The 23,403-nt window shown below is 60.8% G+C and carries 18 protein-coding genes; 17 read left to right on the forward strand and 1 reads right to left on the reverse strand.

Features of this window, described 5'->3' with window-relative positions; genetic code table 11:
* Nucleotides 1–36: 36 nt before the first annotated feature.
* Nucleotides 37–1,401 carry a formimidoylglutamate deiminase gene (locus tag ASD60_RS01115; protein WP_056852224.1) on the reverse strand — a complete coding sequence of 455 codons (1,365 nt, stop codon included), beginning with the start codon at nt 1,399–1,401 and terminating at the stop codon, nt 37–39.
* A gap of 146 nt (nt 1,402–1,547) precedes the next feature.
* Here ASD60_RS01115 and hutC point away from each other — a divergent pair, with 146 nt between their 5' ends.
* The 17 genes from hutC to mdoH all read left to right on the forward strand — a co-directional run bounded on the left by hutC (nt 1,548) and on the right by mdoH (nt 23,231).
* Entirely contained in the window at nt 1,548–2,258 is a 711-nt protein-coding gene (gene hutC / locus ASD60_RS01120; protein WP_162135916.1) for a histidine utilization repressor, read from the forward strand.
* Nucleotides 2,255–2,824: a HutD/Ves family protein gene (locus tag ASD60_RS01125; RefSeq protein ID WP_056852225.1), complete on the forward strand. Its 570-nt coding sequence runs from the start codon at nt 2,255–2,257 to the stop codon at nt 2,822–2,824. The genes hutC and ASD60_RS01125 overlap by 4 nt, the downstream gene beginning before the upstream one ends.
* Before the next feature lie 577 nt (nt 2,825–3,401).
* Entirely contained in the window at nt 3,402–5,069 is a 1,668-nt protein-coding gene (gene hutU / locus ASD60_RS01130) for a urocanate hydratase (protein WP_056852226.1), read from the forward strand.
* A gap of 132 nt (nt 5,070–5,201) precedes the next feature.
* Nucleotides 5,202–6,674 (forward strand): purine-cytosine permease family protein, encoded by a 1,473-nt coding sequence (locus ASD60_RS01135; RefSeq protein ID WP_056852227.1) that lies wholly within the window; start codon nt 5,202–5,204, stop codon nt 6,672–6,674.
* Between the two features lie 69 nt (nt 6,675–6,743).
* Nucleotides 6,744–7,712, forward strand: coding sequence for an ABC transporter substrate-binding protein (locus ASD60_RS01140; RefSeq protein WP_056852228.1), 969 nt, complete (start codon nt 6,744–6,746; stop codon nt 7,710–7,712).
* A gap of 70 nt (nt 7,713–7,782) precedes the next feature.
* On the forward strand, nt 7,783–8,634 hold the full coding sequence (locus tag ASD60_RS01145; protein ID WP_008058061.1) for an ABC transporter permease: 852 nt from the start codon (nt 7,783–7,785) through the stop codon (nt 8,632–8,634).
* On the forward strand, nt 8,631–9,461 hold the full coding sequence (locus ASD60_RS01150; protein ID WP_056852229.1) for a quaternary amine ABC transporter ATP-binding protein: 831 nt from the start codon (nt 8,631–8,633) through the stop codon (nt 9,459–9,461). Before ASD60_RS01145 ends, ASD60_RS01150 begins: the two co-directional genes overlap by 4 nt.
* 168 nt (nt 9,462–9,629) lie before the next feature.
* Nucleotides 9,630–11,153 carry a histidine ammonia-lyase gene (hutH, locus tag ASD60_RS01155; RefSeq protein ID WP_056852230.1) on the forward strand — a complete coding sequence of 508 codons (1,524 nt, stop codon included), beginning with the start codon at nt 9,630–9,632 and terminating at the stop codon, nt 11,151–11,153.
* 111 nt (nt 11,154–11,264) lie between these two features.
* Nucleotides 11,265–12,803, forward strand: a complete 1,539-nt coding sequence (gene hutH / locus ASD60_RS01160; RefSeq protein ID WP_130908582.1) for a histidine ammonia-lyase — start codon at nt 11,265–11,267, stop codon at nt 12,801–12,803.
* A 131-nt stretch (nt 12,804–12,934) separates the two neighbouring features.
* Entirely contained in the window at nt 12,935–14,140 is a 1,206-nt protein-coding gene (gene hutI / locus ASD60_RS01165; RefSeq protein ID WP_056852231.1) for an imidazolonepropionase, read from the forward strand.
* A 10-nt stretch (nt 14,141–14,150) separates the two neighbouring features.
* Entirely contained in the window at nt 14,151–14,951 is an 801-nt protein-coding gene (gene hutG, locus ASD60_RS01170) for an N-formylglutamate deformylase (RefSeq protein ID WP_056852232.1), read from the forward strand.
* 206 nt (nt 14,952–15,157) lie between these two features.
* Nucleotides 15,158–16,105, forward strand: coding sequence for a choline ABC transporter substrate-binding protein (locus tag ASD60_RS01175; RefSeq protein WP_056852233.1), 948 nt, complete (start codon nt 15,158–15,160; stop codon nt 16,103–16,105).
* The gene (locus tag ASD60_RS01180) at nt 16,105–17,022 is read left to right on the forward strand and encodes an alpha/beta hydrolase (protein ID WP_056852234.1); all 918 of its coding nucleotides are present in this window, start codon (nt 16,105–16,107) and stop codon (nt 17,020–17,022) included. Before ASD60_RS01175 ends, ASD60_RS01180 begins: the two co-directional genes overlap by 1 nt.
* Nucleotides 17,023–17,126: 104 nt before the next feature.
* Nucleotides 17,127–18,098 (forward strand): prolyl aminopeptidase, encoded by a 972-nt coding sequence (gene pip, locus ASD60_RS01185; protein ID WP_056852235.1) that lies wholly within the window; start codon nt 17,127–17,129, stop codon nt 18,096–18,098.
* A complete protein-coding gene (gene dtd, locus ASD60_RS01190; RefSeq protein WP_056852236.1) occupies nt 18,095–18,532 on the forward strand; it encodes a D-aminoacyl-tRNA deacylase in 438 nt (145 codons plus the stop codon). The genes pip and dtd overlap by 4 nt, the downstream gene beginning before the upstream one ends.
* Before the next feature lie 321 nt (nt 18,533–18,853).
* Complete coding sequence (locus ASD60_RS01195) at nt 18,854–20,668, forward strand: glucan biosynthesis protein G (RefSeq protein WP_056852237.1); 1,815 nt, start codon at nt 18,854–18,856, stop codon at nt 20,666–20,668.
* On the forward strand, nt 20,661–23,231 hold the full coding sequence (mdoH, locus tag ASD60_RS01200; RefSeq protein WP_056852238.1) for a glucans biosynthesis glucosyltransferase MdoH: 2,571 nt from the start codon (nt 20,661–20,663) through the stop codon (nt 23,229–23,231). Before ASD60_RS01195 ends, mdoH begins: the two co-directional genes overlap by 8 nt.
* Nucleotides 23,232–23,403: the final 172 nt, after the last annotated feature.

A 23,403-nucleotide genomic window follows, 5' to 3' on the forward strand; every position in this document is an offset into this window, starting at 1 on the left:
TTCCCACGCAGAGCGTGGGAATGATCAGCGGGGGGGTTAACCCAACAAATCGCGCAGGACTTGGGTGAATGCCCGGTTGCTTTCCTCTTCGCCCGCATGCCGCCCGTCACGCACAACCCACTGGCCATTGACCAGCACATCCCGCACCTGCCGATCGCCACCGGCAAACAACCAGCGATTCAAGATCCCGTCGCCACTGGCCGTTGCCAGATACGGGTCGTTGCCGTCCAGCACCAGCCAATCCGCTCGCTTGCCCACCTCCAGCGCACCAATCGGTTGACCCAGCGCCTGCGCGCCGCCATCGAGCGCCGCATCGAACAGCGTGCGCCCGACCATCGGTTGCTTGGCGCCATACAAGCGGTTGCGCCGCTGGTCGCGAAGACGTTGGCCATATTCCAGCCAACGCAATTCTTCCACCACGCTCAGCGATACATGACTGTCGGAACCGATACCCATGCGGCCGCCCTGGGCGAGGAAGTCCACTGCCGGGAAGATCCCGTCGCCCAGGTTGGCCTCGGTGGTCAGGCACAGACCGGCAATGGCCCGGCTCTTGGCCATCGACGAGACTTCTTCGGGATTGACGTGGGTGGCGTGAACCAGGCACCAGCGCTGATCGACGTCGACATGCTCATAAAGCCATTGCACCGGACGTCGACCGCTCCAGCTCAGGCAATCGTCGACTTCCTTCTGTTGTTCGGCGATGTGGATGTGCACCGGGCAGTGCTGGTCGCTGGCCGCCAGCACTTCGCTGATCTGCTGTGGCGTGACCGCACGTAGCGAGTGGAAGCACAAACCGAGTGTCTGCGCCTTTTGCTGCGCCAGTATGGGCTGCAATCGCGACTGCAGCTTGAGGTAGTTTTCAGTGCTGTTGATGAAACGGCGCTGACCTTCATTGGGTGTCTGACCGCCGAAACCAGCATGGCTGTAGAGCACCGGCAGCAGGGTCAAACCAATTCCCGCCGAACTGGCCGCCTGGCTGATGCGCTGGGCCAGCTCGGCAGGGTCGGCATAAGGCTGGCCACTGGTGTCGTGGTGTACGTAATGAAATTCCGCCACCGATGTGTAGCCGGCCTTGAGCATCTCGATGTACAGCTGACGGGCGATGACCCCGAGTTGCTCCGGGCTGATTTTTCCGACGAGGCGGTACATCAAGTCGCGCCAGGTCCAGAAACTGTCGTTCGGATTACCCGCCACTTCCGCCAGCCCGGCCATGGCCCGCTGGAAGGCGTGAGAGTGCAGATTCGGCATGCCGGGCAGCAGCGGACCGCTCAACCGTTCGGCGCCATCTGCATGGGAATTGGCCTGGATATGGGTCAATACGCCGTCGGCGCTGACCTCAAGACGTACATTGTTGGCCCATCCACTAGGCAGCAGCGCGCGTTCGGCAAAGAAGGCGGACATGGTTCAGCACCCCATCGTGTGTTATTTGTATATACATATACAGACGTTTGCCTGCCCGGTAAACTCCGGCAAGCTAGCGATATTCACTAAACGACCAAGGATTAACCGTGCCGACTCCGCCTCCAGTCTCTCCGTTGGCCGCGAACATGGGCGACAGTCCGGCGCCCTTGTACGCCCGCGTCAAACAAATGATCACCCAGCAAATCGACAGTGGAAACTGGCCGCCGCACTATCGCGTGCCGTCGGAAAGCGAGCTGGTCAGCCAGCTGGGTTTCAGCCGCATGACCATCAATCGCGCCTTGCGCGAGATGACCGCCGACGGTCTGCTGGTGCGTATGCAAGGCGTGGGTACGTTCGTCGCCGAACCTAAAAGCCAGTCCGCGCTGTTTGAAGTGCACAACATCGCCGACGAAATCGCCTCTCGCGGTCATCGCCACACCTGCAAGGTCATCACGCTTGAAGAAGAGGCTGCCGGTTCCGAGCGTGCCCTGGCCCTGGACATGCGTGAAGGGCAGAAGGTGTTCCACTCGCTGATCGTGCATTTCGAAAACGATATTCCGGTGCAAATCGAAGACCGTTTCGTCAACGCACTGGTGGCCCCGGACTACCTCAAGCAGGACTTCACCCTGCAAACGCCTTATGCCTATCTGAATCAGGTCGCGCCGCTGACTGAAGGCGAACACGTGGTCGAGGCGATCCTGGCCGAGCCGTCCGAATGCAAATTGCTGCAGATTGAAAAGGGCGAGCCGTGCCTGCTGATCCGTCGCCGCACCTGGTCCGGCCGTCAGCCGGTGACCGCTGCCCGTTTGATCCACCCCGGTTCCCGTCATCGTCTGGAAGGTCGGTTCCATAAATGAGCAGTCTGAAAGTTTTACGCGCAGTCGATTACCCGCGCATGCCGTGGAAAAACGGCGGCGGCAGCACCGAAGAAATTACCCGTGATGCCGGCACCGGTCTGGACGGGTTTGGCTGGCGCCTGTCGATTGCCGACATTGGCGAGTCAGGCGGGTTTTCCACCTTCGCCGGTTATGAGCGAATCATCACCGTGTTGCAGGGTGACGGCATGACCTTATCGGTTGACGGTCAGCACACGCGGTCGTTGTTACCGCTGGACCCGTTTGCCTTCAGCGGCGAGAGCAAGGTTTCCTGCACATTGCTCGGTGGGCCGATTCGCGATTTCAACCTGATCTACGCACCGCAGCGTTATGGCGCACGGTTGCAGTGGTTGAGTGGTGAGCAGCGGTTTTTCAGCGAGGCGGGCACAGTGATGGTGTTCAGCATCAGCGAAGCACTGGAAGTGAAGGTCGGTAACAGCGCTTCGCAACTGGATCGGCATGATTGCCTGCAACTGGACGGTAACACCGGCCTGCTGGAAATCTCCGTCAACGGCCCATGCTGCGTGATCGAACTGACCACACGCTGATTCCCCGGCCAATGAGCCTCTCTGTGGCGAGGGAGCTTGCTCCCGCTTGGCTGCGTAGCAGTCGTCAATTCAACTAGTCGGGTACATCTGACCGATCTAGATGAATCGTTACTGATCGTTCCCACGCTCTGCGTGGGAACGCATCCCGTGACGCTCCGCGTCACAGTCGCAAGAAGCGGACGCGGAGCGTCCGTGACGGCGTTACCACGCAGAGCGTGGGAACGATCATCTGATTCGAAACTGCGCACCAACTTGTTACCTAACGCCCCAGCGTGGCGCAAAACCACGCTCAAGTAACAAGCCCTCTCTCCTGCCACAAAGCCCTGCGAAAAATTTCATCTTCCTCAGACCCCTTGATCTACAGGCTTTCCAGGCCGATTCAGGATTTTTCTTGAACACACATCCAGCAAGTTGGCCGCTTGATTGCATATGCTTGTATGTACAAGTAAAGACGTATGCGTATGAGTCACGGAGACTCAACCGTCGTCCACTGATTCGCCGGTGTGCACTGATGCTCATCGGCTTGCTCGCCCACTGCCTGGGTTGGTTTTGGATTGATTGCTGAGGAGTTCTGTTCGTGACTAAATTTCGTGACGTTGAAATCCGCGCTGCCCGCGGTAACACGCTGACCGCCAAGAGCTGGCTGACCGAAGCGCCGCTGCGCATGCTGATGAACAACCTCGACCCGGAAGTCGCCGAGAACCCGAAAGAACTGGTGGTTTACGGTGGCATCGGTCGTGCGGCACGTAACTGGGAATGCTACGACAAGATCGTCGAAAGCCTGACCAATCTGAATGACGACGAGACCCTGCTGGTGCAATCCGGCAAGCCGGTCGGCGTGTTCAAGACTCACGCCAATGCCCCGCGCGTACTGATCGCCAACTCCAACCTAGTGCCGCACTGGGCGAGCTGGGAACACTTCAACGAACTCGACGCCAAAGGCCTGGCCATGTATGGCCAGATGACCGCCGGCAGCTGGATCTACATCGGCAGCCAGGGCATCGTTCAGGGCACATACGAAACCTTCGTCGAAGCCGGTCGCCAACACTACAACGATGACCTGAAAGGCAAGTGGGTACTGACCGCTGGCCTGGGTGGCATGGGGGGCGCCCAGCCTCTGGCTGCAACCCTGGCCGGTGCTTGCTCGCTGAACATCGAATGCCAGCAGGTCAGCATCGATTTCCGCCTGAAAAGCCGTTATGTCGACGAGCAAGCCACTGACCTCGACGACGCACTGGCCCGTATCGCCAAGTACACCGCCGAAGGCAAGGCAATCTCCATCGCGCTGCTGGGCAACGCGGCGGAAATCCTGCCGGAACTGGTCAAGCGTGGCGTGCGTCCGGACATGGTCACCGACCAGACCAGCGCCCACGACCCGCTCAACGGCTACCTGCCGGCCGGCTGGACCTGGGATCAATACCGCGAGCGCGCCAAGACCGAGCCTGCCGCTGTAATCAAAGCCGCCAAGCAATCGATGGCCGTACACGTCAAGGCGATGCTGGACTTCCAGAAAATGGGCGTGCCGACCTTCGACTATGGCAACAACATCCGTCAGATGGCTCAGGAAGAAGGCGTGGAAAACGCATTCGACTTCCCGGGCTTCGTACCGGCCTACATCCGTCCGCTGTTCTGCCGCGGCATCGGCCCGTTCCGCTGGGCTGCGCTGTCGGGCAACGCTGAAGACATCTACAAGACCGACGCCAAAGTAAAAGAGCTGATCCCGGACGACGCTCACCTGCACAACTGGCTGGACATGGCCCGCGAGCGCATCAGCTTCCAGGGGCTGCCAGCGCGTATCTGCTGGGTTGGCCTGGGCCTGCGCGCCAAGCTCGGTCTGGCGTTCAACGAAATGGTGCGCAGCGGCGAGCTGTCGGCACCGATCGTGATCGGTCGCGACCACCTGGACTCCGGTTCGGTCGCCAGCCCGAACCGCGAAACCGAATCGATGCAGGACGGCTCCGACGCCGTGTCCGACTGGCCGCTGCTCAACGCCTTGCTCAACACCGCGAGCGGCGCGACCTGGGTTTCGCTGCACCACGGCGGCGGCGTCGGCATGGGCTTCTCCCAGCATTCGGGCATGGTGATTGTCTGCGACGGTACTGATGAAGCGGCCGAGCGTATCGCACGCGTGCTGCACAACGACCCGGCCACTGGCGTCATGCGTCACGCCGATGCCGGCTACCAGATCGCCATCGACTGCGCCAAGGAACAAGGGCTGAACCTGCCGATGATTACCGGCAAGTAACGCTTGCCCGTAGGAGCAAAGCTTGCTCGCGATGAACGATAACGTGGTGCATCAGATACACCGCCATCGCGAGCAAGCTCAGCTCCTACAGGGACCGAATGAATTCCAATAACAATCCACAGAGGTTGAACCATGGCTGTTAACAGCGAACGTGCAGGCAGCAAACCGTTGATCGAGAAACGTTCGATCGACTACATCCCGGAAGCGGAAAGACACGGTCGTCTGTTCAGCCAGTTCACCCTGTGGATGGGGGCCAACCTGCAAATCACCGCGATTGTTACCGGAGCCTTGGCCGTGGTGCTGGGCGGTGACGTGTTCTGGTCGTTGATCGGGCTGTTGATCGGTCAAGTGCTCGGTGGCGGCGTGATGGCGCTGCATGCCGCGCAAGGTCCGAAGCTTGGCTTGCCGCAGATGATCTCGAGCCGGGTACAGTTCGGGGTCTACGGTGCGGCCATCCCGATCGTGCTGGTGTGCCTGATGTACCTGGGGTTCACCGCAACGGGAACCGTGTTATCCGGCCAGGCGCTGGGCCAGTTGTTTGGGGTCAGCGACACCGTCGGTATCCTCCTTTTCGCCAGTGTCATCGTGCTGGTGACGGTGCTCGGTTATCGGGTGATCCATTGGATCGGTCGAGTCGCCAGTGTCATTGGCGTGATTGCCTTTGTTTATCTGTTCAGCCGTCTGGTGAGCCAGGTTGACGTTGGCGCCCTGTTGCAAATCCGCCACTTCAGCTGGAGCAGCTTCTTGCTCGCGGTGTCGCTCGCGGCGTCCTGGCAAATCGCCTTCGGCCCCTACGTGGCTGACTACTCGCGCTACCTGCCGAGCAAGGTTTCCTCGGTGAAAACCTTTTTTGCCGCCGGTGCGGGTTCGGTCATTGGTGCCCAGGTGGCAATGGTTCTCGGGGTGTTTGCCGCGGCTTCGGCCAACGGCCAATTCGCCGGTCACGAAGTGGCCTACATCGTGGGGCTGGGCGGTACCGGTGCCACCGCTGCGCTGCTGTACTTCAGCATCGCGTTCGGGAAGGTCACCATTTCCACACTGAACTCCTACGGCAGCTTCATGTGCATCGCGACCATCATCAGCGGTTTCCGTGGCGAACTGAAGGTCACGCGCCTGCAGCGTCTGGTCTTCGTACTGGCCATCGTCGGTGCCGCGACCCTGATGGCGTTGCTCGGCCAGCACTCGTTCCTCGGTGCGTTCAAGTCCTTCATCCTGTTCCTGCTGGCGTTCTTCACGCCATGGAGCGCGATCAATCTGGTGGACTACTACTGCATCACCCGCGAGCGCTACGACGTGCCGGCGCTGGCCGATCCGAACGGGCGCTACGGCCGTTGGAACGCCCTCGGTATCAGCGTCTATGTTTTCGGTGTGCTGGTGCAGCTGCCGTTCATCGCCACCAAGTTCTACACCGGCCCACTGGTGGCCGCTCTGGGTGATGTGGATATTTCCTGGATCATCGGTCTGGTGCTGCCCGCAGCCGTGTATTACGTGTGTGCGAAAAAGTGGCATGGCAGCGTACCCGATCACCTGATTCTGCCGGTCGAGCAGGACAGCGTTGTACAAACCAAAACAATCGGGGCCGGTCGCGCTGCGGCGCAGGCCTGACTGGACGTGGACAGGGCTGGATGCCTCTTGACTGCCGTAAGCCCATTCATGATTAGGAGCGTCACAACAATGAAATCGAACAAGACCCTGCTGACCGCATTGCTTTCCATGGGCCTGCTGGCCAGCGCTGGCGCCACTCAGGCGGCGGGTTGGTGCGAGTCGGGCAAACCGGTGAAATTCGCCGGCCTGAACTGGGAAAGCGCCATGCTCCTCACTGACGTGATGCAAGTCGTGCTGGAGAAAGGCTACGACTGCAAGACCGACAGCCTGCCGGGCAACTCCATCACCATGGAAAACGCCCTGAGCAGTAACGACATCCAGGTGTTCGCCGAAGAGTGGGTCGGCCGTAGCGAGGTCTGGAACAAGGCCGAGAAGGCCGGCAAGGTCGTCGGTGTCGGCGCGCCGGTGGTCGGTGCGGTCGAAGGCTGGTACGTGCCGCGCTACGTGATCGAAGGCGACGCCAAGCGCAAGCTGGAAGCCAAGGCGCCGGACCTGAAAACCATTGCCGATCTGGGCAAATATTCCGCCGTGTTCAAGGACGCCGAAGAGCCATCCAAGGGCCGTTTCTACAACTGCCCGGCTGGCTGGACCTGTGAGCTCGACAACAGTGAGATGCTGAAAAGCTACGGCCTGGAAAGCAGCTACACCAACTTCCGCCCGGGCACTGGCCCGGCGCTGGATGCCGCCGTGCTGTCGAGCTACAAGCGTGGCGAGCCGATCCTGTTCTACTACTGGTCGCCAACTCCGCTGATGGGCCAGGTCGACGTAGTCAAACTGGAAGAAAAACCAGGCGTGGACAAGACCGTGACCATCAAGGTCGGCCTGTCCAAGACCTTCCACGACGAAGCCCCGGAATTGGTGGCCGTGCTGGAAAAGGTCAACCTGCCGATCGACCTGCTGAACCAGAACCTGGGGCGCATGAGCAAGGAACGCATCGAGTCGCCAAAACTGGCGAAGATCTTCCTGAAGGAACATCCTGAAGTCTGGCACGCATGGGTGAGCGAAGACGCTGCCAAGAAAATCGACGCGGCCTTGTAGGTCGAGTTTCTCCGGCTGTCGGCAACGGCAGTCGGACGCTTGATCGCAACCCCTTGATTGAGAGTCTCTTATGTTTCCCGAAAGCTTTACCTTTTCCATCGCCGACTGGGTCAACGGTTGGGTCGATTCGCTGGTGACCAACTACGGCGACGTGTTCCGCAGCATCTCCGATACGCTGCTGTGGGCCATCGTCAATCTCGAAGGCCTGCTGCGTGCCGCGCCATGGTGGCTGATGCTGGCGATCGTCGCGGGCGTTGCCTGGCATGCGACCCGTAAAGTCGTGACCACTGCCGTCATTGTCGGCCTGCTGTTCCTGGTGGGCGCGGTCGGCCTCTGGGACAAACTGATGCAGACCCTGGCGCTGATGATGGTGGCGACGGTCATATCGGTGCTGATCGGCATTCCGCTGGGCATCCTGTCGGCGCGCAGCAATCGCCTGCGTTCGGTACTGATGCCGCTGCTGGACATCATGCAGACGATGCCGAGCTTCGTGTACTTGATCCCGGTATTGATGCTGTTCGGTCTGGGCAAGGTCCCGGCGATTTTCGCCACGGTGATCTACGCCGCGCCGCCGCTGATCCGCCTGACTGACCTGGGCATTCGCCAGGTCGACGGCGAAGTGATGGAAGCGATCAATGCCTTCGGCGCCAACCGCTGGCAGCAACTGTTCGGCGTGCAACTGCCGCTGGCCCTGCCGAGCATCATGGCGGGTATCAACCAGACAACCATGATGGCCCTGTCGATGGTGGTGATCGCCTCGATGATCGGTGCCCGTGGTTTGGGTGAAGACGTGCTGGTGGGGATTCAGACCCTCAACGTCGGACGTGGCCTTGAAGCCGGTCTGGCGATCGTGATTCTGGCTGTGGTGATCGACCGCATTACACAGGCGTACGGTCGCGCACGGCATGAGGTGAGCAAATGAACAACGCAACCGTGAGCAAGATCGAAGTCAAAAACGTCTTCAAGATTTTCGGCAACCGTTCCAAAGACGCGCTGGCCATGGTCGGCCAGGGCAAGACCAAAGAACAGGTGCTGGCCGAAACCGGCTGCGTGGTCGGGGTCAACGATCTGTCCTTGAGCATCGGCAGCGGCGAGATTTTCGTGATCATGGGCTTGTCGGGCTCCGGCAAGTCGACGCTGGTACGCCACTTCAATCGCCTGATCGACCCGACCAGCGGTGCGATCCTGGTGGACGGTGTGGACATCCTGCAATACGACATGGAAGCCCTGCGCGAATTTCGCCGGCGCAAGATCAGCATGGTGTTCCAGAGCTTCGGCCTGTTGCCGCACAAGAGCGTGCTGGACAACGTTGCCTACGGCCTGAAAGTCCGTGGCGAAAGCAAAGCCCTGTGCAACGAACGCGCGCTGCACTGGATCAACACCGTGGGCCTCAAGGGCTACGAAAACAAATACCCGCACCAGCTCTCGGGTGGCATGCGTCAGCGCGTGGGCCTGGCCCGTGCATTGGCGGCCGACACCGACATCATCCTGATGGACGAAGCCTTCAGTGCTCTCGATCCGCTGATCCGCGCCGAGATGCAGGACCAGTTGCTGGAGCTGCAAAAGACCCTGCACAAGACCATCGTCTTCATCACCCACGACCTCGACGAGGCCGTACGCATCGGCAATCGCATCGCGATCCTCAAGGACGGCCGCCTGATCCAGGTCGGCACGCCGAAAGAGATCCTGCATTCGCCGGCGGATGAATATGTCGACCGGTTCGTGCAGCGGCGGGCTGCGGTGGTCTAAAAACTGGCGGTGTCTGTACCGGCCCCATCGCTGGCAAGCCAGCTCCCACAGTGTTCTGGTGTGTGAACACAATAGGGGCAATATGACCCGTCCCTGTGGGAGCTGGCTTGCCAGCGATGAGGCCGGTGAAGTTGCATCAATATTCAGGTTGTAAGCACGAGGTTGAAGATGTCCCAGGCTGAAAAAATCGTTATCGCCGACGCGCCGTTGCGTTGGCAGGATGTGGTTGCCGTAGCCCGCCATGGCGCACAGCTCGAGCTGTCGGCGCAGGTGTGGGACCGCATCGAAAACGCCCAGGCGATCGTCCAGCGCATCGTCGCCAGCGGCGAGCGCGCCTACGGCGTGAACACCGGCCTGGGCGCCTTGTGCAACGTCTCGCTCAAAGACGAACAACTCAGCCAACTCTCGCGCAACACCTTGCTCAGCCATGCCTGTGGCGTTGGCGCACCGCTGGCCGACGAGCAGACGCGCGCAATCATCTGCGCTGCCATCCGCAATTACAGCCAGGGAAAATCCGGCATTCACCGCCGGGTCGTCGAAGCGCTGCTGGCGCTGCTCAATCGCGGTATCACCCCACAAGTGCCCTCTCAGGGCTCGGTTGGCTACCTGACCCACATGGCGCACATCGGCATTGCGCTGCTGGGCGTCGGCAACGTCAGCTATCGCGGGCAAATCGTGCCGGCGCAGCAGGCGCTGGCGCAAGAAGGCCTGCAACCGGTCCAGCTCGGTGCCAAGGACGGTCTGTGCCTGGTCAACGGCACCCCGTGCATGACCGGCCTCAGCAGCCTGGCAATTGCCGACGCCACGCGTCTGTTGCAGTGGGCCGACGTAATCAGTGCCATGAGCTTCGAAGCCCAGCGTGGCCAGATCGCCGCATTCGATGCCGAGATCATCGCGCTCAAGCCGCACCCGGGTATGCAACAGGTCGGCATCAACCTGCGCGCGCTGCTCGATGGCAGTGAAGTGATCGCCCAGAGCAAAGGCATTCGCACCCAGGATGCCTTGAGCATCCGCTCGATTCCCCAAGTGCATGGCGCCGCTCGCGATCAACTCGAGCATGCGATCAAACAGATTGAAATCGAACTCAACGGCTGCACCGATAACCCGCTGCTGTTGGGTACGCCGGACAACTTCCGCGTCATGTCCCAAGCCAACCCGCACGGCCAGTCCGTGGCGCTGGCGGCGGATCTGCTGGCCATCGCCATGGCGGAAATCGGCTCCATCGCCGAGCGTCGCCTGGATCGTTTGATCAACCCGCACGTCAGTGGTCTGCCGGCGTTTCTGGTGGCCAATCCGGGGGTGAACTCCGGAATGATGATCGTGCAATACGTCGCCGCTTCGCTGTGTGCGGAAAACCGCCAACTGGCGCAACCCGCGGTGCTGGACAACTACGTGACCTCGGGCCTGCAGGAAGATCACCTGAGCCTGGGCACCAACGCCGCGCTGAAACTGCATCGCGCGCTGGAAAACTGCACGCAGATCCTCGCCATCGAGTACCTGTTGGCGGCCCAGGCATTCGAATTCCTCAAGGAACAACGCTTCGGCGCTGGTACCGATGCCGCCTGGCGTCTGCTGCGTGAACGTGTGCCAGCCTACGATCAGGATCGTTGGCTGGCGCCGGACATTGCCGCCGCTGCTGCTGTACTGAAAGAACCGAATTTGTTGCACAAGGCTTTACCGAACCTCAACTGATTTCAACATAAGCCAGCGTGCCAAGGCGCCAGCCCCCCAAAAGGTGGGAAGCGACGGACAACGGACATCTCCGGAGCGTCTGGTTAGTTAATAAAAACTCTCAAAAGGAGAATGAATGTGACTGCGCTTAATTTGATCCCTGGCCAACTGACGCTCGCTCAACTGCGTGATGTCTATCAGCAACCGGTGCAACTGACCCTCGACAACAGCGCATCAAGGCAGATCGAAGCCAGCGTTGCCTGCGTGGAGCAGATCCTCGCCGAAAACCGCACGGCCTACGGCATCAACACCGGTTTCGGCCTGCTGGCTTCGACCCGAATCGCCAGCGAAGACCTGGAAAACCTCCAGCGCTCGCTGGTGTTGTCCCATGCGGCGGGTGTTGGCCAGCCGATCAGCGACGATCTGGTCCGACTGATCATGGTGCTCAAGGTCAACAGCCTCAGCCGTGGTTTCTCCGGCATCCGCCGGGTGGTGATCGACGCGCTGATCGCGCTGATCAATGCCGAGGTTTACCCGCACATTCCATTGAAAGGTTCGGTCGGTGCATCCGGTGACCTGGCGCCATTGGCCCACATGTCGCTGGTGCTGCTGGGCGAAGGCAAGGCGCGCTACAAGGGCGAGTGGATGGAAGCCACCGAAGCGCTGAAAGTCGCCGGCTTGACCCCGCTGACCCTGGCGGCGAAAGAAGGTTTGGCACTGCTCAATGGCACCCAAGTGTCCACTGCGTTTGCCTTGCGTGGCCTGTTCGAGGGTGAAGACCTGTTCGCCGGTGCCCTGGCGCTGGGCGGCCTGACCGTTGAGGCGGTATTGGGCTCGCGCTCGCCGTTCGACGCACGCATCCACGCGGCCCGTGGCCAGAAAGGCCAGATCGACGCCGCCGCCGCGTATCGCGACCTGCTGGGTGAGCGCAGCGAAGTCTCCGATTCCCATGAAAACTGCGAGAAGGTTCAGGATCCGTACTCCCTGCGTTGCCAGCCACAAGTCATGGGCGCCTGCCTGACCCAATTCCGTCAGGCGGCCGAAGTGCTGGCCGTCGAAGCCAACGCTGTGTCGGACAACCCGCTGGTATTCGCTGCTGAAGGCGACGTGATTTCCGGTGGCAACTTCCACGCCGAGCCGGTGGCGATGGCCGCGGACAACATGGCCTTGGCCATTGCGGAAATCGGCTCCCTGAGCGAGCGCCGTATCTCGCTGATGATGGACAAGCACATGTCGCAATTGCCGCCGTTCCTGGTGGCCAACGGTGGTGTGAACTCCGGTTTCATGATCGCCCAGGTGACGGCCGCGGCACTGGCCAGCGAAAACAAGGCGCTGTCCCATCCGCACTCGGTGGACAGCCTGCCGACCTCCGCCAACCAGGAAGACCACGTGTCCATGGCTCCGGCAGCCGGCAAGCGCCTGTGGGAAATGGCCGAGAACACTCGCGGGATTCTCGCGGTTGAATGGCTGGCAGCGGTTCAGGGTCTGGATCTGCGCAATGGTCTGAAGACCTCGCCGAAGCTGGAGCAGGCTCGGGCGATTCTGCGCAAGGAAGTGCCGTTTTATGAGAAGGACCGGTTCTTTGCACCGGATATCAATGCGGCGACCGAGTTGTTGGCTTCGCGTTGCCTGAGCGAACTGGTGTCGGCGAAATTGCTGCCTAGCCTCTAACCCCACCCACCGATCGTTCCCACGCTCTGCGTGGGAATGCAGCCCGTGACGCTCCGCGTCACTGGACGCAGAGCGTCCCTTGAGGCATTCCCACGCGGAGCATGGGAACGATCAAAGACGAGGAACTCGGGATGAAAACCCTCTGGCAACACTGCCACGTCGCAACCATGGCGCAGGGCGTTTACTCGATCATCGAGGACGCCGCCATCGTGACGTCCGGTGCACTCATCGAGTGGATCGGCCCTCGCGCCGAACTGCCGGCGGGCGAATACCCGGCGGTCAACGATTTGAAAGGGGCCTGGGTCACGCCGGGCCTGATTGACTGCCACACGCATACAGTGTTCGGCGGCAACCGCAGCGGTGAATTCGAGCAGCGGCTGCAAGGCGTCAGCTACGCGGAAATCGCCGCAGCCGGGGGTGGAATCGCCAGCACCGTGCGCGCCACTCGTGCTGCCAGCGAAGATGAACTGTTCGCCAGTGCCGCCAAGCGTCTGAAAAGCCTGATGCGTGATGGTGTCACCAGCATTGAAATCAAATCCGGCTACGGCCTGGACCTGGCCAACGAACGCAAGATGTTGCGCGTGGCCCGTCGTCTCGGTGCCGAACTGCCGGTCAGCGTGCGCAGCACCTGCCTGGCGGCGCACGCCTTGCCACCGGAATACAAGGATCGTGCTGACGACTACATCGAGCACATCTGCGCAGAAATGCTCCCGGCCCTGGCCGCCGAAGGGTTGGTGGACGCGGTGGACGCGTTCTGTGAATACCTGGCGTTCTCGCCGGAGCAGGTCGAGCGTGTTTTCATCACTGCCCGGGAATTGGGTTTACCAGTGAAACTCCACGCCGAACAATTGTCGTCGTTGCACGGTTCGAGTCTGGCCGCGCGTTACCACGCATTGTCCGCCGATCACCTGGAATTCATGACCGAAGACGACGCCATCGCCATGGCCGAGGCCGGCACGGTCGCCGTGCTGCTGCCCGGAGCCTTTTACTTTCTGCGCGAAACCCAATTGCCGCCGATGGATGCCCTGCGCAAACACGGGGTAAAAATCGCCATCGCCAGCGACCTCAATCCGGGCACATCGCCGGGACTGTCGCTACGCCTGATGCTGAACATGGCGTGTACCTGTTTCCGCATGACCCCGGAAGAGGCCCTGGCCGGCGCGACCCTTCATGCCGCCACTGCCTTGGGCATGGCCGACACCCACGGCTCACTGGAGGCCGGCAAGGTCGCGGATTTCGTCGCCTGGCAAATCGATCGTCCGGCCGACCTGTGTTACTGGCTGGGCGGCGACCTGGAAAAACGCGTCGTGCGTCACGGCGTCGAAACGAGTCTGTAGGAGAGCAGTTGTGGATAAGGTTCTGAACTTCAAACAAGGCCGCGTACCGCTGCTGATCAGCATGCCCCACGCCGGTGTTCGCCTGACGCCTGCAGTCGAAGCCGGGCTGATACCCGACGCGAAAAGCCTGCCGGACACCGACTGGCACATCCCGCAGCTTTACGATTTCGCCGCCGAGCTGGGTGCCAGCACCCTGGCCGCCGAGTATTCGCGTTTCGTCATCGACCTCAACCGGCCGTCCGACGACAAACCTTTATACGTCGGCGCTACCACCGGCCTGTATCCGGCGACGCTGTTCGATGGCATTCCATTGTTCCGTGAGGGTATGGAACCTTCGAAAGAGGAGCGTGCGACGTATCTGCAGCAGATCTGGACGCCATATCACAGCACCTTGCAAAACGAGCTGGCGCGCCTCAAAGCCGAGTTCGGTTACGCGCTGCTGTTCGATGCACATTCGATCCGCTCGATCATCCCGCACCTGTTCGACGGCAAGTTGCCGGACTTCAACCTCGGCACTTTCAACGGCGCCAGTTGTGACCCGCAGTTGGCCGGTCAGCTGGAAGCCATCTGCGCGCGCCACGGCGACTACAGCCATGTGCTTAACGGTCGCTTCAAGGGCGGTCACATCACCCGACACTACGGTAATCCAGCCGAAAACATCCATGCCGTGCAATTGGAGTTGGGCCAGTGCACGTACATGGAAGAATTCGAGCCGTTCCGCTATCGAGCGGATCTGGCAGAGCCGACGCGGGTGGTGTTGAAGGAACTGCTGCAAGGCTTGCTCGCATGGGGCGAGCAACACTACCGGTGACTGATCGTTCCCACGCTCCGCGTGGGAATCCCTCCCTGGCCGTATTACCACGCAAAGCGTGGGAACGATTGATCGAGACAGTCGCCTCCGTGCAAATCTCGGTCGCCACAGTTCGCTTTTAGCGCTCGTCTGCTGCGTAATGTTTCGACCACGGTGCACAAAGACACCGGCCCGACAATAATCCGCTGCCGCACGAGATCATCCTGATGAAAAGACTGTTTACCCGCTGTCTCTCAATCTTCTGCGGTTCCGCGCTGTTGAGTGCCGGCGCCATGGCGGCGGACGACGCCTCCTGCAAAACCGTGCGCATGGGCGTGGTCAACTGGACGGACGTGATCGCCACCAGCGGCATGGCCGACGTGTTGCTCAATGGTCTTGGTTACGAAAGCAAGCAGACGAGCGCCGTGCAGCAAATCATTTTCGCCGGGATTCGCGACAAGCGCCTGGACATCTTCCTCGGTTACTGGAAACCGGCGATGGATAAAAACATCGCGCCGTTCCTGGCCGCCAATCAAGTCAAGGTCATGGACAAACCAAGCCTGGCCGATGCCCAGGCCACGCTCGCCGTTCCTGACTACGTTGCCGCAGCGGGCCTGAAAACCTTCGCCGACATTGCCAGGTTCAAGGATCAGCTTGGTGGCAAAATCTACGGCATCGAACCGGGCAGCGGCGCCAACACCACGATCAAGACCATGATCGAAACCAATCACTTTGGTCTCAAGGACTTCAAGCTGATCGAATCCGGTGAGGCCGGTATGCTCGCCGCCGTTCAGCGTGCGGTGAATCGCAAGGAGTTCGTGGTCTTCGTCGGCTGGACTCCTCACCCGATGAACATCAACATGAACATCACCTACCTGACCGGCAGCGAAGACGTCTACGGCCCGAACGAAGGCGCCGCGACCGTTTCGACCGTGACCGCTCCCGATTACGCCCAGCGTTGCCCGAACGTCAATCGCCTGCTGGAAAACCTGACCTTCACCGCCGCCCAGGAAAGCCAGTTGATGGTGCCGATCCTGGAGCGCCAGACGCCCCAAGACGTCGCCAGAAAATGGCTGCGCGAGCACCCGGAAGATCTTGAGCGCTGGCTGGCCGGTGTCAACAGTTTCGATGGCAAGGACGGCGTAGCCACGGTTCAGGCCAGCCTGAAAAACTGATGACGACCTATCCTTTATCAGAACAGCTTTCGGCGTTCGTCGACAAAACCCTGAGTTTCAACAGCACCGAAAGCAGCCTGAGCGGATTGCGTCAGGCCTACAGCGAGATGTGTCGGGCATTCACGCCGCCGCGTCCGGCAGGGTTGTACGTGGTCGATTTCGAATTGGCGGGGGTTGCCGTTCGTTCGTATCAGCCGCCGGTTTCACCTTCTGCTGCTGGCATGCCGTGCATCGTCTACCTGCATGGCGGCGGCTGGGTGGTGGGGGACCTGGATTCCCACGACTTCATCTGTGCCGAACTGGCCTCGACGCTTAACGTGTTGGTGATCGCTGTCGATTACCGTCTGGCGCCGGAGCATCCGTTTCCCGCGGCCTTCGACGATTGCCTGAAAGTCTGGCGCGCACTGCGCACCGGGCCGTTTCAACTGGATCGCGCTCGCACGCTGGTGGCTGGCGACAGCGCCGGCGGCAATCTCGCGGCCGCCCTGTGCCTGGCATTGCGCGATGCGGGTGAACCCTTGCCGGCGGCGCAGGTGTTGATCTATCCGGGGCTGGGTGGCGATCAGCAATTGGCGTCTCGCAGTGAATGCGTCGATGCTCCGTTGCTGAGCAGCAGCGATGTCGATTGCTACCACGCGTTGTACCTGGGTGGCACAGCGAAGCCGGGTGCCTGTGCGATGCCGCTACTGGCCGGCAATTTCAGCGGCCTGCCGCCGGCATTGATTGCGGTGGCGCAGTTCGATCCGCTGCGCGATGACGGTATGCTTTACGCCGAGCGACTGAACAGCGCCGGCGTGAGCGCGACGCTGTATTACGGCGAGGGCCTGGTTCATGGTTGTTTACGGGCGCGGGGGCAGGCTGTAGAGGTGGATGCGTTGTACGAAACGCTGCTCCGTTATCTCGCGGACAAACTCTGACCCTGCAAGGGCATGCTCATTGACGTAAATCGGGTTTATGATGCCCAACGGCAGAATAATAGAAGTCCCCCCAGGGATGACCTCGACCCCTTACGGAGCGCGCAATGCAGACTTTGTACCCGCAGATCAAACCCCACGCCCGGCACGATCTGGCCGTCGACGCGACTCACACGCTGTATGTCGACGAGAGCGGTTCGCCGGAAGGTTTGCCGGTAGTGTTCATTCACGGCGGCCCCGGGGCCGGGTGTGATGCCCAGAGCCGCCGCTATTTCGATCCGAACCTGTATCGTATTGTCACTTTCGATCAACGCGGTTGCGGTCGCTCCACACCCCACGCGAGCCTGGAAAACAACACCACCTGGGATCTGGTCGCCGACCTCGAGCGCATCCGCAAACACCTGGGTATCGACAAATGGGTGCTGTTCGGTGGCTCCTGGGGCTCGACCCTGGCGCTGGCCTACGCGCAAACCCATCCAGAGCGGGTGCACGGTCTGATCCTGCGCGGGATCTTTCTCTGCCGTCCGCAGGAAATCGAGTGGTTCTATCAGGCCGGTGCCAGCCGTCTGTTCCCGGACTACTGGCAGGACTACCTGGCGCCGATTCCGCTGGACGAGCGCGACGACCTGCTCAGTGCTTTCCACAAGCGCCTGACCGGCAATGATCAGATTGCCCAGATGCATGCGGCCAAGGCCTGGTCACTCTGGGAAGGCCGGACCGCCACCCTGCGGCCGAACCCGCTGGTGGTCGACCGTTTCTCCGAGCCTCAGCGCGCGCTGTCCATTGCCCGGATCGAATGCCACTACTTCACCAACAACGCGTTCCTTGAACCGGATCAACTGATTCGCGACATGGGCAAGATTGCCCACTTGCCCGGCGTGATCGTCCATGGCCGTTATGACGTGATCTGTCCGTTGGACAACGCCTGGGAGCTGCACCAGGCCTGGCCGAACAGTGAGCTGCAAGTCATCCGCGACGCCGGGCACGCCGCTTCCGAACCGGGCATCACCGACGCTTTGGTGCGTGCCGCTGATCAGATGGCACGACGCCTGCTCGATCTGACCCCTGACGAAGCATGAAGGGCTTGCTGCAACGCGTGCGAGGCGCGCGAGTCGAGGTAGCGGGGGAAGTGGTCGGTGCAATCGATCAGGGTTTGCTGGTGCTGGTCGCCGTCGAGCCCGACGACACGCGAGCCAGCGCCGACAAACTTCTCAATAAGCTGCTTAACTATCGGGTGTTCAGCGACGCCGAGGGCAAGATGAATCTGTCCCTGGCGGACGTGGGCGGCGGGTTGCTGCTGGTCTCGCAGTTCACCCTGGCCGCCGATACGAAGAGCGGGTTGCGCCCGAGTTTCTCGACCGCCGCCCCTCCGGCCCTGGGCGAGGAGCTTTTCGACTATCTATTGGGCAAAGCGAAACAGGTGCATGGCACTGTGGCATCAGGTAGATTCGGCGCGGATATGCAGGTGCACCTGGTCAATGATGGCCCGGTCACCTTCCTGTTACAGACCTGAAAGCGCTTGAAACATCTTTTTAAGCGCATTTCGGCTGAAAACAGGTGTTTTTCCCAATAAATACTTTGTTACCCCTGATGCGTTGTAACGCGGCCTGCTAGATAATCGCGCGCTACGGGGATCAGCGTTCGTTGGTCCATTTTGACTTAGGTAGAGACTTGTCTGGATCCGATTGGGGAATCATTTTGCCCCAGCGGAGTCGGAACAATGCTCGCCAACTTGGCAAGAGTGGTCTGCAGGACCGGTTTTCATGTACCGGATACCGTACAGACCCTTTAACTGGCCGTTGGTTTTTTGATCTGTTTTCGGCGAGGGTTGCTCGTGATTGTTAGTCCCTGTAACGCACCAAAATTGTCTGCCAAACGGTTACGTAGCGCTCTGGTAGCGGGCTCGGCACTGCTCTGCCTGTTCAGCGCCGGTCAGCTTTGGGCATTCAATCTGGATGATGTATCGGTCAAGGCAAAAGAGCTGGCCGGACAGAAGTACGAAGCGCCGCGCAGTAACCTGCCAAACGAATTCCGCGAAATGAAATTCGCGGACTATCAGAAAATTCGGTTCCTGACTGAAAAGGCCGAGTGGGCGGACCAGAAAACCCCGTTCAAGCTGTCGTTCTATCACCAGGGCATGCATTTCGACACGCCGGTGAAAATCAACGAAATCACGGCGAACACCGTCGAAGAGATCAAATACGATCCAACCCGGTTCGATTTCGGCGACCTCAAGTTTGATCCCAAAGCCACTGAGCAACTCGGTTATGCCGGTTTCCGTGTGCTGTACCCGATCAACAAGGCCGACAAGCAAGACGAAATCATGACCATGCTCGGCGCGAGTTATTTCCGCGTTGTCGGCAAGGGTCACGTCTATGGCTTGTCCGCGCGCGGCATGGCGATCGATACCGCGTTGCCATCGGGCGAAGAGTTCCCGCGCTTTCGCGAGTTCTGGATTCAACAGCCCAAGCCGGGCGACAAGCATCTGGTGATCTTCGCGTTGCTCGATTCGCCTCGCGCTACTGGTGCCTATCGCCTGACCCTGCGTCCGGGCAGCGACACCATTGTCGACGTCAAGGCGCAGATGTTCCTGCGTGACAAAGTCACCAAGCTCGGCGTTGCGCCGCTGACCAGCATGTACCTGTTCGGCGCCAATCAGCCATCGAAAGTCCTGAATTATCGTCGTGAACTGCACGACTCCAGCGGTCTGTCGATCCATGCCGGTAACGGCGAGTGGATCTGGCGCCCTCTGAACAACCCTAAACACCTGGCCGTGAGCAACTTCTCCGTAGAGAACCCGCGCGGCTTCGGTCTGCTGCAACGTGGCCGCGACTTCAGCCACTACGAAGACCTCGACGACCGCTACGACAAGCGCCCAAGTGCCTGGATCGAACCGAAAGGCGACTGGGGCAAGGGCTCCGTCGATCTGGTAGAGATTCCGACCGCTGACGAAACCAACGACAATATCGTGGCGTTCTGGAGCCCGGAAAAGATGCCGGAACCCGGCCAGCCGCTCGATGTCGCTTATCGTATGCACTGGACCATGGATGAAGCTTCGATTCACGCGCCGGACAGCGCCTGGGTCAAGCAAACCTTGCGCTCCACCGGTGACGTGAAACAGTCCAACCTGATTCGTCAGCCGGACGGTAGCGTGGCGTACCTGGTGGATTTCGAAGGTCCATCGCTGGCGGCATTGCCGGCCGATGCCGACGTTCGCAGCCAGGTCAGCGTGGGTGACAACGCCGAGGTCGTGGAAAACAGCGTCCGTTACAACCCTGAAACCAAGGGCTGGCGCCTGACCTTGCGCATGAAGATCAAGGACCCGAGCAAGTCCACCGAAATGCGCGCTGCGCTGGTACAGCCTGTTGTGACGGCTGACCTGGCCAAGTCGGCGGTTCCAGCGTCGAACTCGTCCGTTGCCAAGGCCGACAAAGTCGCCGCCAAGCAACAAGAGAAGATGGACAAGGAAGCCAAGCAAGCCGAGGCCAAGCATGCCGAAGCCAAGCCGGTTGCAGATGCCAAGGACAAGGCCAATACAGACGCCAAGCAGCCTGTCGCTGCTGACGCGGCCCCAGCCACACCGGAATCGGCACCGACTGAAGAAGTCCTGACCGAGACCTGGAGCTATCAGTTGCCTGCCGATGAGTAATTCTCTAGTACAGCCAGAAACTCTTTCGGAGTATCTGGCGCATCTGCCGATGACCGACCAGCAGCGCGCGGAGCTCGCGGGCTGCAAGTCCTTCAGCGAGTTGCACGAACGCCTGTCGTCCTCCACGTTCGACGCCCCCACCGAGGCCGCCCAGGCTTCGGTGGGCAAGCGCCTGACCCTGAGCACCGCCGAAGAGTTGCAGGACGCCGAAATGCTGGCGCTCGACGCCAGCGGTCGGGTTTGCCTCAAGGCCACTCCGCCGATTCGCCGGACCAAGGTCGTGCCCGAGCCTTGGCGTACCAACATCCTGGTACGTGGCTGGCGCCGGATGACCGGTCGTACCAACCCGCCGAAGCCGCCGAAGGACGAACGCGTCCTGCCCGCAGCACGCTGGCGTACCGTGGGTTCGATCCGTCGCTACATTCTTCTGGTGTTGATGCTCGGCCAGACCATCGTGGCCGGCTGGTACATGAAAGGCATCATGCCGTACCAGGGCTGGTCGTTCGTTGACCTCGAAGAAGTCCTGCATCAGCCGCTGCTGCAAACCGCTACCCAAGTGCTGCCGTATGCATTGCAGACCAGCATCCTGATTCTGTTCGGGATCCTGTTCTGTTGGGTTTCGGCAGGTTTCTGGACCGCGCTGATGGGCTTCCTCGAGTTGCTCACCGGCCACGACAAGTACCGCATTTCCGGTAAAAGCGCCGGCAACGAGGCGATTCCAAAGGACGCACGCACCGCTCTGGTGATGCCGATCTGCAACGAAGACGTGCCGCGGGTATTCGCCGGTCTGCGCGCAACGTTCGAATCGGTCGCGGCCACGGGTGATCTGGATCGCTTCGACTTCTTCGTGCTCAGCGACAGTAACGACGCCGACATCTGCGTGGCCGAGCAGCAGGCCTGGCTGGACGTCTGCCGGGAAGCCAAGGGCTTCGGCAAGATCTTCTATCGCCGCCGCCGCCGTCGGGTAAAACGCAAGAGCGGTAACCTCGACGACTTCTGCCGTCGCTGGGGCGGTGACTACAAGTACATGGTCGTACTCGACGCCGACTCGGTGATGAGCGGTGAGTGCCTGACCAGTCTGGTGCGTCTGATGGAAGCCACGCCGGACGCCGGGATCATCCAGACCGCGCCGCGTGCGTCGGGCATGGACACGCTGTATGCACGCATGCAGCAGTTCGCGACCCGGGTGTACGGTCCGCTGTTCACCGCCGGTCTGCACTTCTGGCAACTGGGTGAATCGCACTATTGGGGCCACAACGCGATCATTCGCATGAAGCCGTTCATCGAGCACTGCGCCCTGGCGCCGCTGCCCGGTAAAGGCGCGTTCGCGGGTGCGATCCTGTCCCACGACTTCGTTGAAGCCGCGCTGATGCGCCGTGCCGGTTGGGGCGTGTGGATTGCCTACGACTTGCCGGGCAGCTATGAAGAGCTGCCGCCGAACTTGCTGGATGAACTCAAGCGTGACCGTCGCTGGTGCCACGGCAACCTGATGAACTTCCGGCTGTTCCTAGTCAAGGGCATGCACCCGGTGCACCGTGCCGTGTTCCTGACCGGTGTGATGTCTTACCTGTCGGCGCCGCTGTGGTTCTTCTTCCTGGTGTTGTCGACGGCGCTGCTGGCAGTCAACACGTTGATGGAGCCGCAGTACTTCCTTGAACCGCGCCAGCTTTATCCGCTGTGGCCACAATGGCACCCGGACAAGGCGATTGCGCTGTTCTCGACCACCATCGTGCTGCTGTTCCTGCCGAAGCTGTTGAGCATCATCCTGATCTGGGCCAAGGGCGCGAAAGAGTTCGGCGGCAAGTTCAAGGTGACATTGTCGATGCTGCTGGAGATGTTGTTCTCCGTGCTGTTGGCACCGGTGCGGATGATTTTCCACACCCGATTCGTGCTTGCCGCGTTCCTCGGCTGGGCTGCCACCTGGAATTCGCCACAACGTGACGACGACTCCACGCCCTGGAGCGAAGCAGTCAAGCGCCACGGCCCGCAAACCTTGCTGGGCTTCTTCTGGGCCCTGCTGGTGATCTGGCTGAACCCGAGCTTCCTGTGGTGGCTGGTGCCGATCGTCGGTTCGCTGATGCTGTCGATCCCGGTCTCGGTGATTTCCAGCCGTGTCGGCCTGGGCCTGAAATCCCGCGACGAGAGCCTGTTCCTGATCCCTGAGGAATACAATCCGCCGCAGGCATTGCTGGCTACTGACCAGTACACCCACGAAAACCGTTGGCATGCGCTGAACGACGGCTTCGTCCGTTCGGTGGTCGATCCGCAGCAGAACGCCTTGGCGTGCTCGCTGGCGACCTCGCGTCACCGTGAGGCCGAGCCGATTGAATGGCTACGGATCGAGCGCGTGCGGCACGCGATGAAAGTTGGGCCGCAAGGCCTGACCAACAACGAGCGTGTGCAGCTGTTGAGCGATCCGGTAGCTTTGGCCCGCTTGCATGAGCAGGTCTGGAACGAAGGCCATCCGGAGTGGCTGGGCGCGTGGCGCAAGTCGGTCAAGGCCGACCCTCATGCCCCGTTGTTGCCGCTCAAACCGTTGAGCGTACAGCCTCAGATGGCGTAATGAAAAAACCCGCGAAAGCGGGTTTTTTTATGGCCTGATCGTTCCCACGCTCCGCGTGGGAACGCCGCCCAGGACGCTCCGCGTCCTTTCTCGGGCGTGACGCAGAGCGACAGAGGATGCATTCCCACGCAGAGCGTGGGAACGATCAAGTAACGATCAAGTAGATCGGATC

This window comes from Pseudomonas sp. Root562 (assembly GCF_001427125.1).
Taxonomy (GTDB): Bacteria; Pseudomonadota; Gammaproteobacteria; order Pseudomonadales; family Pseudomonadaceae; genus Aquipseudomonas.

What these genes read in the sequence shown, in the direction of transcription:
- ASD60_RS01150 (WP_056852229.1), top strand. Translation starts at nt 8,631, where the DNA reads ATGAACAACGCAACCGTGAGCAAGATCGAAGTCAAAAACGTCTTCAAG.
- mdoH (WP_056852238.1), top strand. Translation starts at nt 20,661, where the DNA reads ATGAGTAATTCTCTAGTACAGCCAGAAACTCTTTCGGAGTATCTGGCG.
- ASD60_RS01115 (WP_056852224.1), bottom strand. Translation starts at nt 1,401, where the DNA reads ATGTCCGCCTTCTTTGCCGAACGCGCGCTGCTGCCTAGTGGATGGGCC.
- dtd (WP_056852236.1), top strand. Translation starts at nt 18,095, where the DNA reads ATGAAGGGCTTGCTGCAACGCGTGCGAGGCGCGCGAGTCGAGGTAGCG.
- pip (WP_056852235.1), top strand. Translation starts at nt 17,127, where the DNA reads ATGCAGACTTTGTACCCGCAGATCAAACCCCACGCCCGGCACGATCTG.
- ASD60_RS01180 (WP_056852234.1), top strand. Translation starts at nt 16,105, where the DNA reads ATGACGACCTATCCTTTATCAGAACAGCTTTCGGCGTTCGTCGACAAA.
- ASD60_RS01140 (WP_056852228.1), top strand. Translation starts at nt 6,744, where the DNA reads ATGAAATCGAACAAGACCCTGCTGACCGCATTGCTTTCCATGGGCCTG.
- ASD60_RS01175 (WP_056852233.1), top strand. Translation starts at nt 15,158, where the DNA reads ATGAAAAGACTGTTTACCCGCTGTCTCTCAATCTTCTGCGGTTCCGCG.
- hutH (WP_056852230.1), top strand. Translation starts at nt 9,630, where the DNA reads ATGTCCCAGGCTGAAAAAATCGTTATCGCCGACGCGCCGTTGCGTTGG.
- ASD60_RS01145 (WP_008058061.1), top strand. Translation starts at nt 7,783, where the DNA reads ATGTTTCCCGAAAGCTTTACCTTTTCCATCGCCGACTGGGTCAACGGT.
- hutI (WP_056852231.1), top strand. Translation starts at nt 12,935, where the DNA reads ATGAAAACCCTCTGGCAACACTGCCACGTCGCAACCATGGCGCAGGGC.
- hutC (WP_162135916.1), top strand. Translation starts at nt 1,548, where the DNA reads ATGGGCGACAGTCCGGCGCCCTTGTACGCCCGCGTCAAACAAATGATC.
- hutH (WP_130908582.1), top strand. Translation starts at nt 11,265, where the DNA reads ATGAATGTGACTGCGCTTAATTTGATCCCTGGCCAACTGACGCTCGCT.
- ASD60_RS01125 (WP_056852225.1), top strand. Translation starts at nt 2,255, where the DNA reads ATGAGCAGTCTGAAAGTTTTACGCGCAGTCGATTACCCGCGCATGCCG.
- ASD60_RS01135 (WP_056852227.1), top strand. Translation starts at nt 5,202, where the DNA reads ATGGCTGTTAACAGCGAACGTGCAGGCAGCAAACCGTTGATCGAGAAA.